General features: G+C 42.2%; 10 protein-coding genes. 4 read left to right on the plus strand and 6 right to left on the minus strand.

What is annotated here, in order from left to right:
* Positions 1 to 124: 124 nt before the first annotated feature.
* Positions 125 to 976, plus strand: coding sequence for a sulfide/dihydroorotate dehydrogenase-like FAD/NAD-binding protein (locus CS910_RS03720; protein WP_099209797.1), 852 nt, complete (start codon positions 125 to 127; stop codon positions 974 to 976).
* The gene (gene gltA, locus CS910_RS03725; RefSeq protein ID WP_099209798.1) at positions 977 to 2,392 is read left to right on the plus strand and encodes an NADPH-dependent glutamate synthase; all 1,416 of its coding nucleotides are present in this window, start codon (positions 977 to 979) and stop codon (positions 2,390 to 2,392) included.
* Positions 2,393 to 2,400: 8 nt separating this feature from the next.
* On the opposite strand, the gene CS910_RS03730 is transcribed toward gltA, so the two are convergent.
* The 6 genes from CS910_RS03730 to CS910_RS03755 all read right to left on the minus strand — a co-directional run bounded on the left by CS910_RS03730 (position 2,401) and on the right by CS910_RS03755 (position 12,098).
* Positions 2,401 to 2,865, minus strand: a complete 465-nt coding sequence (locus CS910_RS03730; RefSeq protein WP_099209799.1) for a hypothetical protein — start codon at positions 2,863 to 2,865, stop codon at positions 2,401 to 2,403.
* A 292-nt stretch (positions 2,866 to 3,157) separates the two neighbouring features.
* The gene (locus tag CS910_RS03735) at positions 3,158 to 5,029 is read right to left on the minus strand and encodes a hypothetical protein (protein WP_145955350.1); all 1,872 of its coding nucleotides are present in this window, start codon (positions 5,027 to 5,029) and stop codon (positions 3,158 to 3,160) included.
* A gap of 60 nt (positions 5,030 to 5,089) precedes the next feature.
* Entirely contained in the window at positions 5,090 to 6,334 is a 1,245-nt protein-coding gene (locus CS910_RS03740; RefSeq protein ID WP_099209801.1) for a hypothetical protein, read from the minus strand.
* The gene (locus CS910_RS03745; RefSeq protein WP_099209802.1) at positions 6,331 to 9,111 is read right to left on the minus strand and encodes a phospholipase D-like domain-containing protein; all 2,781 of its coding nucleotides are present in this window, start codon (positions 9,109 to 9,111) and stop codon (positions 6,331 to 6,333) included. The genes CS910_RS03740 and CS910_RS03745 overlap by 4 nt, the downstream gene beginning before the upstream one ends.
* Positions 9,108 to 11,393 carry a DEAD/DEAH box helicase gene (locus CS910_RS03750; protein ID WP_158523799.1) on the minus strand — a complete coding sequence of 762 codons (2,286 nt, stop codon included), beginning with the start codon at positions 11,391 to 11,393 and terminating at the stop codon, positions 9,108 to 9,110. Before CS910_RS03750 ends, CS910_RS03745 begins: the two co-directional genes overlap by 4 nt.
* 225 nt (positions 11,394 to 11,618) lie before the next feature.
* A complete protein-coding gene (locus tag CS910_RS03755; protein ID WP_099209804.1) occupies positions 11,619 to 12,098 on the minus strand; it encodes a hypothetical protein in 480 nt (159 codons plus the stop codon).
* 624 nt (positions 12,099 to 12,722) lie between these two features.
* Between CS910_RS03755 and CS910_RS03760 the strand changes: the two genes are divergently transcribed.
* Both CS910_RS03760 and CS910_RS03765 read left to right on the plus strand, forming a co-directional pair.
* Complete coding sequence (locus tag CS910_RS03760) at positions 12,723 to 12,962, plus strand: hypothetical protein (protein ID WP_099209805.1); 240 nt, start codon at positions 12,723 to 12,725, stop codon at positions 12,960 to 12,962.
* A 188-nt stretch (positions 12,963 to 13,150) separates the two neighbouring features.
* Positions 13,151 to 13,507 (plus strand): hypothetical protein, encoded by a 357-nt coding sequence (locus tag CS910_RS03765; protein WP_099209806.1) that lies wholly within the window; start codon positions 13,151 to 13,153, stop codon positions 13,505 to 13,507.
* The last annotated feature ends 24 nt before the right edge of the window (positions 13,508 to 13,531 follow it).

The following is a 13,531-nucleotide window of genomic DNA, read 5'->3' on the forward strand; positions in this document are numbered from 1 at the left end:
AGCCGGCTCGTCCCTCCTTTTGGCCGGAAAAGGGTTCTAAACCTTTGGTTCAAGAAAACCGTATAAACCCTTGGTTCAGAACGTTTGGTGAACAAAAGTGTTCCCGTGAACGGGGGTGTTCATCTTGGGGTACCGGATTACCGCGAAGGAGGACCTGAGTCCGATAGACTATTTCGTCGAAGTGGAGGCCCCGCACGTTGCCAAGGCCTGGAAACCGGGCCAGTTCGTCGTGTTCATCCTCCACGAGAAGGGCGAAAGGGTTCCGATGTCCGTCTACAAGGCGGAGGACGGAAAGGTTGGAATGTTCATAAGGAAGCTCGGAAAGACAAGCTTACAGCTCTACCACGAGTATAAGCCCGGAGACGAGCTCTGGAGCTTTGTCGGGCCCCTTGGAAAGCCGATTAAGGTCAAGAACTACGGCAGGGTGGCCTTTGTTTCAGATGCGGTCTGCGGTCAGGCCGAGAACTACGCGACGCTCAAGGCGATGCGCGAGGCAGGTAACTACACGATTTCCGTCCAGACCTTTGAGGACAGGGAGAACGTTTACCCGATGCGCTTCCTCGCGAGGGAGGTGGCGGACGAGTACTACCTGACGACCCTTGACGGTTCCGTCGGAATAAAGGGCCACTACCTCGACGTCGTGAAGGAGCTCATCGAGAAGGACAAGGTCGACATCATCTTCGCCGGCGGAAAGCTGGGTTCGCTCGCTAAACTTGCAGAGCTCACGAGGCCCTACGGAATCCCCACCTACGCGACGGTGAGGCAGATTATGGTGGACGGAACCGGTATGTGCGGTTCGTGCAGGGTCCTCTACGACGGGGAAGTAAAGTTCGCCTGCAGGGACGGGCCGGTCTTCGACGCCCACAAGATTGACTGGGAGGACGCGATTAGGAGGAACGCGGAGCGCTTTGCAGAGCAGGAGAGGCTCGCCAAGGAGCGCTACCTCGAGTACCTCCGCGCCAAGGGGGTGATTTGAATGCCGAAGCTCATCAAGGAGAGGGTTCCAACCCCTGAGAGGCCCGTTGAGGATAGGGTTAAGGACTTCGGTGAGGTCAACCTCGGTTACACATTCGAGCTTGCCGTTAAGGAAGCTGAGCGCTGTCTTCAGTGTCCCGAGAACTACGCTCCCTGTATAAAGGGCTGTCCGGTTCACATCAACATTCCCGCATTTATCGCCAAGATTAAGGAGGGCGACATTAAGGGCGCCCTGAGGATAATCTGGAACGACAACACGCTCCCTGCCATAACTGGCCGTGTCTGCCCGCAGGAGGACCAGTGTGAGGGCGCATGTGTCGTCGGAAAAGTCGGCCAGGCTGTAAACATCGGAAAGCTTGAGCGCTTCGTTGCCGACTACGCGAGGAAGCACGGCATAGAGGAGGAGCTCCTCTGCGAGTTCGAGGAGAAGTGCACCGGAGAGCTTGGAAAGGTGGCCGTCGTGGGAGCGGGGCCAGCAGGCCTGACCTGCGCCGGTGAGCTCGCGAAGATGGGTTACAAGGTAACCGTCTTCGAGGCCCTCCACAAGCCAGGTGGAGTCCTCATCTACGGAATCCCCGAGTTCAGGCTTCCCAAGGAGATACTCGACCACGAGCTGGCCAAGCTCAAGCGCCTTGGAGTCGAGATAAAGACGGACCACGTCGTTGGAAAGACGGCCACCCTCGAAGAGCTCCTCAAGGAATACGACGCGGTGTTCATCGGAACCGGTGCAGGAACGCCGAAGCTCCTCAACATCCCGGGAATCCTGCTCGACAGGATTTACTCGGCCAACGAGTTCCTCACGAGGATTAACCTGATGAAGGCCTACGAGTTCCCCGAGTACGACACGCCGATAGCCGTTGGAAAGAAGGTAATCGTCATCGGCGCCGGAAACACGGCAATGGACGCGGCGCGCTCCGCGCTGAGGCTTGGTTGCGACGTGACGATAGCATACAGGCGTGGCGAGGAGGACGTGACGGCGAGGATTGAGGAGGTCGAGCACGCAAAGGAGGAGGGCGTGAAGTTCCTCTACTTCGTCCAGCCGGTTGAGTTCATCGGCGACGAGAAGGGCAAGGTCAAGGCGGTGAAGTTCGAAAAGATGGAGCCGTTGGAGGAGAGGGACGCAAGAGGGAAGAGGAAGATAAGGCCGACCGGCGAGTACGTCACCGTCGAGGCCGACACCGTGATAATAGCAATCGGCCTTGAGCCCAACAGGATTATCAGCGAGGAATCCGGGATAAAGACCAACCCCAACGGGACACTGGTCGTCGATGAGAACCTTATGACGAGCGTTCCGGGGGTCTTCGCGGGCGGAGACGCGATAAGGGGAGAGGCCACGGTAATCCTCGCGATGGGCGACGGAAAGAAGGCGGCAAAATCAATAGACGAGTACATCAGGGAAAAGAAAGCCAGCGCGTGACTTCTCCTTCACCATTCCCTTTTTCTTGAGCCGAAGAAGAGGCCCTTTTTGAGGTAGTCCATGAACTCACTGTTTATGAAGATTTTAGCGAACTCTAACGTCTCCTCGGGGGAGAGCCACTCTATGTCCTCGGGGACCCCTTCAACCCAGAGGTACACGAGCTCGTTCTCCTTCCTCGCTATGAGCAGGGTGAAGATTTTAACGCCGAGCTCCTGCGCGAGCTTGACCTCCCTTCCAACGAGGGACGTGAACTTCCCGAGGGGGGCTACCGCTACGAGGTACTCGGCTTCCTTAACCCTGTCGCTCGTGTCCCTCATGCCGTACTTAGAGGGCACGAGGATGTTGTTGGAGTTCAGCTTCTCCTCAATGATTTCGAGGATTGCCTTCTCTGTTTTTGTGTGGTAGAGGAAGGTGGGCTCCGTCAGGTAAACGAAGGGCCCGTAGGTTTTCTTCCTCCTCAAAAAGCCCAGCATTGGACCACCTCGGGTGGGGATAATGTCATCATCTCGACATCAGGAGGGATGACACTCCTCATCGGTTCGCAAGTCAAATCTCCCCTCTCAAGCCTCCTTTCGGCCAAAGGGGCATTTTCCAGGGAGTGGGTATCATCGGTTAAAGTGGGCCTGTCATCCCACCTCCTTCAAAATTGCTCTAGAAGGAGAGGTTAAAAGGTTTTAGATTTCAAGATATAACCGCTGTTGAGTGATAGAATTAGATCATCGGTCAATACAAAGGGGCTTTCCGGTAGGTACCAATGAATAATCTTCAAAGGACTTTCACTTTCAGTGAATACACTATTGCAAGGGCTTTTTTAATACTATTTAGTGCCTTTCTTTCAATTTTCTTATCAAGCCTCATACATTCCTGAACTGCATCCAACGGCTCGTTGAATATAATGTTAATCCTCTTATTGATATCCATAAACATATTGCTGAATATTAGAATGAAGAGTCCCTTAAGATGAGATCTGCCGAGGCCTCCTGGAGGTTCTCCGATTGACCAATATATAGCAGTAGGAGTTAGGCCAGCGTTTTTTGCAGCCTCTAATATTGCTATCCAGTCCTCCACTTCTTTTCGGTTATAAAAGAGAACTACTCTACCCTCTGGGGTTAATGCTGAAGAAATGTTCTTGAAAACATGTTCCATGGATTCTGTATATGCCTCTCTATCTCTGGGAATTTCGGATTTTTCTACTTCAGTTAAGTCATCTAATGTTTCATAATCAAAAGATCCTTGAGAAATTTCGTCAAAGAGTCTGAGAGCTCCATAATGAATTAAAGATAGGGAAGCATAGCTTCTTACTGTGTCCATGTAGGGGGGATCTACTATTGAAATATTAATTTTTACTGGAGGGATGAAATTCTCTGAGTTTCCTTTTGATATTTTTACCTCAGTTTCTGGTTGTATCTTCATGTTCCCAACAGAGATTTTAACTGCTCGCCTAAGGGAAGAGGGTATCCCGTTTCTAGAAAGAGGCCGGAGAGTACCAGGAATCCTTGCAATGGGATTTGTTTCAACAGTGTATTCGGGTACCCAATATGTTTTCATTGCTGCTGCAGGAACAGGCTCACCGATTGGAGAGTGCCATTTAGCAACTAGATTTGAGGTTTTTGCACTTTCACTTAGAGCAATAGAGAATATAACTTTCAGAGAAGAGGGAAGCTCACGAGTTGCCTTTGAATATGCTACAAATGTTGCGAGCTGTCGTGGCGTATACAGACTAGAAAAGGACCCTATACCTTCGCGGATTAACCGTTTGCCTTCAAGGAGCCCCTTAAGATCTATCTTGTCTAAAACTGATCTCGCTTCATTAGCGAATTCTCTTGATTTTTCGTGGCTATCTATGAGCCACTCCTCGATGTTCTCAACTGTTACAAACTTTTTCTTCCACCGATTCCCACGTTTTTCTCTAACTTCTGCTCCCCAAATCTTTAGTTTTTTGTGTTTATCTCCCGAGTTTCTATCTAGATCCAAGTCTAGATATGGCCCTTTCAACTTGAACTCAGGATTATAAGTTACTTTAAATTCTGAGTTACAGTGAGGACAAACAGCTGTTTTTTCATTGACTGAAGACTCAAATATATGCCCACAGATGGGACAACGTAAAATTTTGATCTCTCTGTTGTTCTCTTGATAACGGCTTACCCATGAAGGGATCCTTCCGCGCGTAACAAACACGTATGAGATTATTAGGCCATTATAAGTCCAGCTCCATCCCAATAATTTTTCAGTATCCTCCAAAACAGATAATGCAGTTTTTTCTAGGTCCCGAAAGTTTCTCTGCAAAAGATTAATTGTCGCCTGGGCTATTCTAACCGCTACTGGGTTGATATCTACACCATAAGCATTATACCCCATTATAGCAGCTTCACTAAGGCCTGTACCTCCACCCATAAAAGGCTCATAAAATGTCTTCCCAGAAGCTAATGGCCTTAATGACATTGGGTTTTCAAGAGCTTGATAGATTTGTGTTTCATTCTTTGATATATAAGCAGCCAACATGCCCCTATAAAGGAGTGCAAATCTCCTTGACCACCATCTATGAAGACTATGGTGTGGTAGTCTTCTTGCTTTCTCTATTAATGCCTTTTTTGAGATCTCTGATATTATCTCTGGTTTTAGGTTATCTATTAACATTTATAGTCCCTCATTTTAAGCAAATTAACAAGCCCAATAAAAACATGACGCTGCATTATTTTATACCATTCTCCATACTCCAAAGTCGTTCATAATACTGAGGAGACTTACATTTAGAGTTCTTTCAAGTTCATATCCTGTAGTTATGCTTACTGGTAAAGGCCTTGTACATGTCCAGGGACATTTGGGGTCAGCACCCTCCATTTCAAAAATTAAGACCTGCATTGGGTTTCGTAAGTAGAGCTTATTATTATCAATAACGATAACCTCTAGCTGGTCGAGATATTTTTCTAGTATTTTCGAGTTCAACGAATTTTTAGCATCAAACTTAACCGCTAGTTTTTCAAGTGTCCACCGAAGACTTTGTTGAAATTCTTTAAACCTATTCAGATTATCCTCGATGAATCTCAAACGGACAGAATTAATCCTCCGTACTGTATGGTTCCCAAAATTAGCAAGATAATATATCTCTGGATGAAAAGCTCCATTGACAATAGGCATTATGAATCCATTTCCTTGCTTTAGATTAGTGCTAAGTTCTTTTGAGATGGAAACAACAAAACCGATAAAATAATCAATAGTGGGTTCACTAAGGTTCAATTCAGATATCCCTTCAATTTTAGGCAAAAATGTTTTGAATGGCCCAAAAAACATAGTTTTTCTTCCATCAGTCCCAATTATTGACGATAGAGCCCAGCTACCCTCCAACGGTATGTCTAATATCTTTGTAATGCCCTCTCTATGAGATGGCTTTACTAAAAGAATTCCCGAAAATGGTGTTAAATATACTATATCACCATAATTGTTAATTAAAGAAACTACTGCAAAAGGATTAGGATGAATAGAAGCAGAGATGTACCTCTTGTGCTTTTCCCAGAGTATTAATGGCTTAGCTTTCATTGTAGCATAGTACATTGCAAAAGGCAAATACGAACTTCTCTTGAACTCAGATGCTGCATTCACAAGGTTATATGTCATAAAATTCCCAGGTAACATCTTATGATGTCCTTTCCATATCTGAATTTTCTGAATGTAAGTAGGACCAAATGCTGGTTGAAAATTCTCAACTGAAAATCTGAGACCTCGAGTTATGAATGGGCCAATAATTGAAATAGGAAATACATGATATCTAGAAAAGAGCTCTCTAAACATCCTGGGATTTGGATCTAGGTATTTTAGGGTATGAAATACTTGGAAATCATAAATAAACGGGGTAGATAGGAGATGTACATCTCGATTGAAAGTCTCGTCCAGTTTTTTGTCAGTAGTTTCTATGAGGCTCCAGAGCCTCTGTGTAAAATTCATATAGTTAACCTCCGTAGTGAGAAACTGTTATAACTTTCTGATCGAAGATTAAGATTCGTACTTGTGTTGATCACTAAAGTGTCATCTACAATGTAGGCTTTTCTGTGAACTTTGTTTCGAAGTATTACTTTAATCCCCGTACGTTCAAGATCTTCTAGAAAGTTGCGGTTCTCTTTAGTGTTTAATAGTTCAATTGTTATGTCAACTCCGGCAGATTTTAGATTTTTTAGAAATTTGACTCCTTCCTCATCAATAAATGGAGACAAGGCTACGAGTTTTCTCTTAGTCAGTTGACCTATCAGTGTTTTGAGTACTACATTTCCCGGTCCTTGGAATTCCCTTTTTTTAGCAACTATATCTAAAAACACTTTAACAAGTAATTTTGAGGTTATAAATGGCTGTCCGATTCCATGCTGGCATCCTTTTGTGAGCATGACGCAAGAAGTACATCCATCAATGCAGTAGTTAGGGATGGCTATTGTCAAAAGGTCATCAAAGCTATGCCATAGTAGGTCCCTATTGGGGGATGTCTGGATGAAACTTTCAAATATGCCAGACAACAATAAATGAACACTAAACGTGTGGAGATCCAGGATTAATCCATTATCAACGTATTCCTCATAAAGGTTTTTAAGCTTCTCTATGACTTTTTTCTTCTCGGAATCGTTTATGGGGCCTTTGTTTGATTCAAGATAATCTTTTATGTCTTTCTCATGCTCGGAAAATAGGGAAACAGTATCTTCGAGAAACTTTTCGATGAATTTATCTGGTGTTCCCCAGTTTTCTAATGCTGAAACGATATCAATAGCACCTATTGGGCTATTTTCTGCAACAAGGATTAGGGCTCTCTTTTTATCAACTTTATACATGTAAAGAAGTTCACTTAATTCTACCTGAAGCTCCTTAGAAACATATGCCATAAATAAATGAGCTAATGTGTGAAGTAGTGTCTCCTGGGCCCACTTAATAAATTCAAGGGCTGTATTTGTGGGGCTCTTCCAAGCATGAATTAGGTCCCTTCTAAGATTCTCCCTGAATTCTTGATAATCCTTCAAAAGCTTGTCTTGACTCTGCTCTGCTATGTCATAAAGGTTAAATCCTCTATCACCTTTTGTGTAAAAGTAATACTTTGAAATTAAAACATCAGAAATTCTAGCTTTAGGACCTCCTTTCCATAATTCAAATTCCATGTCCAGCCCTAGTTGGTCCTTGTTTGCGTTCTCATCCATTATAGAAAGTATTATCATATTCAGTAAATCCACCGGAATCTCAAATCCGATAACGTTAGTTTCTGGAAGGATCCTACCCACTGGCTTTTCAAATTCGATATTAACTGGAAAGTGGCTATAAGGCATTGTGAATTGAACTGCTGTATAGAGTTCTTGCACATTCACCCTTCTTTGAACAATGGGAGAGATTAGTCCAACTTTCGTGCTATTAGGAATTCCTATGAATTCACGCTCGATTTTAGGAAATACCTTAGGATGTATTCTTCTGTTCCAGCTCCAGCTTTTGCCATTACAACTTTTTCCAAGAGGACATTCCTTTTTGAAGGGACACTGTATATCCCAGGGATTAGTCGAAAACCCGAATCCTCTAGTACAGTACCAGATATATGAGAGGTTAGTTGGATCATAAGAAGATCTGTTTCTTTTTTGAAGAGTTTGTCGATATTGAGATTTTATCTGCTGAGGAGTTTTTCCATTTTCCAGGGATAGTTTAAGTTTATCTGAGCCGTATCTTAATACGATCTTCCTTTGTCTATTTTTACTTGGTATCTCTAGTACAACTTCTACAAAGCCTTTTTTTGTCCTCAGAGTGTTTATAGGCTCAATATTTTTGATTGATATATATTTCCCACTAGGAGAGACCTCGGAAGTTCCTTTGATTATATAGTTGTCGCCTCTTGGCTTTACCCATTTGATATATCCGTTTTTTGGTTTGATAAACCAGATATAAGAGCCAAATATATCTCTGAACACTTTATCCTGAGTGTCGGGTACTAGTATTGGCCTAAACGGAGGATACCTGAAAAAGAGACTCTGAATATTAGTTTCATGCTCTTCCTCTTTATTTGGTAAGTCAATGTTTATTAGCTCCGAAACTGGTTGAGCAGTGATACTTTCAAGCCCTGAAAAAATGTTAAGTATGTCTGTTACCCATACTCCCCCCGTATCATAAAGGCGATCTGCAATAGTAATAGCTCTATCACTATAGTGCTCTAATTCTTGCGTATCAACGGCTAAAAGAGCCTGATTGTAAATATTGAACAGCCCATCATGCATTTTTAAAAGTTTTTCTCTCTCCTCTCTAACTATTTTTAAATATGGGTTTAGCTCTTTTAGTGTCGCTGTTATCAACTTTGTCTTGTCATGAAATCTAGCATTAAGCTTGTATCTTCTGAGAGTTGCACCTAATGTAGTGATTTTTGTTTGTAAATTGTTTACAAGGGTATTTATACCATCTACAATATTCCCCAGTATTTGCATAATCTGGCTGTCCATGAGATTAAGGATCCCGTCGATATCGTTTACGAATTCAACACTCTCCAATGCATTGGCAAGTTCATCTACACTAGATATCAAACTAGATGGGAGTTCCACATCCCTAGGTTTATTTTCTAAGAGATTCTTTAGCTCGGGAAGTTCACTTTGGAGTTCTTTTATTATCCGATACATCTCATACGGAAGTTCGTTTAGTTTCCTAAGATCTTCAATTTTTTCGCTTTCGATAATTGAGGCAACCTCATCGATAAGATTTACAATTTCCTCTTTCATTCTTCCAACCCCCTAATATAATCTGAAAGATCCCGCAAAAAGCTAACAAGTTCCTCATTTCTTTGAATCGGGGATCCAGAAGAATGAGTGGGCTTATTGTGTAGGGCCATAGCAACAACTCCCCTGGTCATCCAATATCTTTCTTCAACTTGAGGATTATTCTTGGAAACTATTAGTCCCTTCTCTCCAGGCTGCTGTATTGGATTTAGTTTTTCCCAGAGCATAGGATCATGGAGGAAGAAAGATTCGGTGGGTATCTTTTTAGTTAGAATTATGCCAAGGACTGTTCTCATGGATTCTTCAGAACGTCCTCCTCTACCTATCCTCTGCCGTAAGGATATTGGAGAGTCAATGCCCGCGTTGAGTATGAAGGATACACTAGAATAGTCCACTCCAAGCTCTAAGCTAGAAGTTGTAAACGCCACTGCTGGTCTGCTTCCACTTTTGAGACCTTTTATAACCTTCTCTCTGGTTCTAGCATCAAGTTCGCTGTGCATTTCGGATACTCTATCCAGCAAATCCTCTATTGGTTTGTTTTGAAGACGGTTACGTAGTCCTAATAGTAGTCTTGGGTTTTGGACATAGTTGGCGTATGAATATGCTGCATCCTTTGGGATCATAGCCTTATTAGTATCATAGAGTCTATCCTTAGGCTCCCTAAGAGAAATATTCTCTCTAAACCCAGCCATAGCAGATCTTATTTCACTTATGTTCTCAATGAAAATTAAGGATTTTGGATGATATTCTTTCTTTTGTATTTCATAGACATAGTTAATGAATGCCATATAAACTGCCCATAGTTGAGCGTATGTAGACCAAGAATATTTAGGCATTATATCATAGACTCCCATTATAACAAGGCGTCTTCCAGAAAAGAATATACCTTTTTCTTCTAATTTCTTGCGATATTCTGTGAAGTCTATATGCTCTGGACGTCTCTCTGATATCTTCTCACCAAAATCTTTTGGATTCGGAACAGTGGCAGAGGACATTATAACTTCAAAATTATCTTTATTTTCGCTTATTTTCCGCATTGTCCTTAGTAAGATGGAAACTAACGCCCCACTAAGACCAGTATATTCGTGAGTCTCATCTATGATCACTAAACCTGTTTTTGTGAAATATTTAGCATTTATGTCATTCTTATTGTTATCAAGTATTCTTCTTTCCAAGGTCCACATATTGGTTATTAGCAGATCAGGATTTCTATGCCCCATTTCTTCTCTTGTTGGGATTATAAAATCAAAGACTTCATTATTCCCCTCAGTCCCAACCAGAACTCTCCCACCTTTAACTCTATAAACTAATTTCTCTTTATTTCCAAGTTCGATGCCCCTAAAGGGAAATGAAAATTCTTCGGGAGGACGTTCCCCAGTAGCCTTTTGATACAGAGCTCTAAGCCCAGAACGTTTGTCTGTGACGTTTTTAGGAGTCTCCCCGTCTCGTATCCCTATTGTTATCGCCTCAAGTCCATATTCTTTAAGAATCTTGTTAAGAGTATACACCATCGAGATAGCCCGTCCGGCTTGATCAATTGCTAGTGCCTTTCTAGGGTATACTAGTATAGCATTTTCATATTGGCCGGAAGTTTTTGCCTTGAGGATCCTAGCTAAGGCATACAAGAGAAATATTTCAGTTTTTCCTGAACCTGTTGGAGCAGTTATTATGGTGGCCCACTCATAAGAGGGCTTTTTAAGCAAAAGCTCAGTAAGAGCAATAGCCTGAAATGCGTCTAATCCCCCATTAGTGAAGTGTTTCTGCAAAAATTCAAGATAAATATCTGCTCCATTGTTAGTTCCCTCAAAAAAGTGATTTATCGCTTTATGAAGGCCTTTCAATATCTCAATCAGATGTGGAGGGCAATAACAATTAGGCTTTATAATACGATCCTTTGTTGAGGGGATAGGAAACTCGTAAAGGGCTAGTCTTGGACTCACAATATAGGGATGTCCATCTGGACTAGTTCGCAGAAAAGCGCTTCTAACAGCAACATCCATATGAAGTGTTCTATATTCATTTCCCTTAACATGAACTCGGACTAGAAACCCTTTATTTTCCAAATTTTGAATACACCTATTTGCTAAATCCTTAGAGAATCCCTTGTCTATAAGAAGTCTTGTTAATTCTTCTTTGGTACTCCCAATTAACGGAGATTCAGGTTTTAACACACCGGTCGTGTACTCCTGTTTTGGGCCCGGGGAGATGTCAACTAATTTTTTAAAATCATACTTAACGAGAATATGGTAACACTCAACCAGTACATTTTTGTCTGCCAACTTCACTAGACTCACCATATTTATTAGAGGCTAGTTTAGCTATTAAATATTTTCCTCCTATTATTAAGTAATTTGGAGGGCTGGAAGCAGCAATTAATAAACCTTCTAGTATCACTCAGCTTATGCTATAACCCCTAGGGTGATAAACCCCAGCTAGTAGGGTGGTACTGTCAAGGATCTAGAATACATGAACACATTAACCTAGGGGTCTGCATAGAGCGGTATACCCTTCTAAGTTTTCCTGATTTTTGACTGATCTATCTCAGCCATAGCTGCCAAGATCTCAAAGCTCAGCTGATTTCTTTCCTGTTCATCAAACAGATGAGCATTGCTTAACAAAATATCCATAGCTGCACCTGGGAAACCGCTCTTAATAAGATGCTGGATAATTTTAGCAATAGTATCTTTTAAAAGCTTGGACAATATCTTGTCATTAATTTCCCTAGTAGCTTCTTCAAAGATATGTTCTATGCCAATGCTTGATTCCTCGGATTTACTCTTAATCCTCGCCTTTTTGAAGTTTCTAAGGAGATCCAGAACAAGAGCCCTGTGTTTCTCACTCAAAGCATCTAGGAGGACCAATCCAGTGAGTATAACATCAGAGTACGAGTAAGAGATTTTGCTTATATCTGATAGCTTTTTCTTTTCAGCATGAAGAATTTTATAGGCGTCTTTTGTGATCCTAATGGTTTTTGTATTATCGTCCTTCACTTGAACTCCCCCAGAAGCATCCTGAATCAGAGATTATAAAAACATTATCTCTACAGAATAAACCAAGCAACGGTGTCAATCAAAGTTATATCCCCCTGCAACTTTCTTGGTATTACTAATTAACTCACTTAAGGAGCTATATTCGTTTGCTAATTTTCAATTTCTGTAATAACAATCTCGGTATGAATAATTTTATTAAATTCTCACTTAGCTATATCTTCTGACAAAAAGGCAAAGCTACCAGTCCAAAAGCAACAGCAATAATATTATGAATAAATCCACCAACTTTCCCAGCAGTAGCAACCTCAACCCCTCAATACCCGATTAAAGATAGTTGTGTTGTTATTAAAGAACTCTCAGAGCTTTTCTGGAAATTTGGAGCAGTTATACCAGCAATAACTATTAGAATAAATCCCTACAAGATTTAACATCTGAGATTTGAGACAAATTGAGACTTCTTTTCTGTTCATTAATACCCGTTAATGGGTATTTTCGTGACGGATACACCATGCCTCTACACAAGGGTATTCCGTCACTATATTCTTATATTCTCCAAGCCTCTGAGAAAGTTGTGTGGGTTGATGGTCTATATTCATGGCCTCCTAAATAGATGGGTGATGTAACATGAATGACGTTCTTCATAATCTCAATGAGATACTGAGGAAAGTTATCCAGATTGAGAAAGACGTAGAAGAGCTGAAAATCATGGTCCTGAAGATGATTGCTGATAATCTTCCTGAGGAAGAAATTGATGAGGAAACGTTGGGCCGATTGAAGGCTGAGCTGAAAAATTTGAAGCCAGATAATGTCTCTGGCTTGAGCGTTGAGGAATTTATTGAACTGCTCGAAAAAGATAAAGAGTGAAGGCATATTTATTCACATGTTGTCGTGAATATTCTTTTGTTTTTTGGTTTTCCTGCGTATGGGCCAGCCTATTCAGTGCAGAACCACACTTATTCACATTGAAATGTGAATAAGCATGACTTTGCCCTAATCACTTTAGGGGAAATATTTACAAAGTAATGAGTATATTATACTATGAGGTGTGAATAATGCCAAGACGTCCAAAATATCCCTCGGAAGTCAAGGTGGCAATACCCAAAGAAATAACAGTTCTGTATGAAACGCCGATTCTGGAGATCCTATTAACCAAAAACGAAGCTGAGATGGCGGAGAGGATTATTAATCACATAAAGACAAACGGAAGGCTGTGGCCTGATGAGTGGAAAGTCATAATCCCCACTAAATCTTCAAGGGACATCCAGCTCTACTATCGTACATTGAAGAAATTGGTCAGTTTAGGCTTGATCGGCCGAGGTAAGGAGGGTAGCTTCATATTAAGCGGAGAGCTCACCAGAAAGCTAACGGTAATGATTGAAAAGGTGAATGCGTTAACAGGCGGGATGTAAGTCATCAACGTTGGGATTTCTCAG

This window comes from Thermococcus henrietii (genome assembly GCF_900198835.1).
Taxonomy (GTDB): Archaea; Methanobacteriota_B; Thermococci; order Thermococcales; family Thermococcaceae; genus Thermococcus; species Thermococcus henrietii.

Bases quoted from the DNA above. Each gene is read 5' to 3' on its own strand.
- CS910_RS03730 (WP_099209799.1), bottom strand. From the start codon at position 2,865: ATGCTGGGCTTTTTGAGGAGGAAGAAAACCTACGGGCCCTTCGTTTAC.
- CS910_RS03745 (WP_099209802.1), bottom strand. From the start codon at position 9,111: ATGAAAGAGGAAATTGTAAATCTTATCGATGAGGTTGCCTCAATTATC.
- CS910_RS03765 (WP_099209806.1), top strand. From the start codon at position 13,151: ATGCCAAGACGTCCAAAATATCCCTCGGAAGTCAAGGTGGCAATACCC.
- CS910_RS03760 (WP_099209805.1), top strand. From the start codon at position 12,723: ATGAATGACGTTCTTCATAATCTCAATGAGATACTGAGGAAAGTTATC.
- CS910_RS03735 (WP_145955350.1), bottom strand. From the start codon at position 5,029: ATGTTAATAGATAACCTAAAACCAGAGATAATATCAGAGATCTCAAAA.
- CS910_RS03740 (WP_099209801.1), bottom strand. From the start codon at position 6,334: ATGAATTTTACACAGAGGCTCTGGAGCCTCATAGAAACTACTGACAAA.
- gltA (WP_099209798.1), top strand. From the start codon at position 977: ATGCCGAAGCTCATCAAGGAGAGGGTTCCAACCCCTGAGAGGCCCGTT.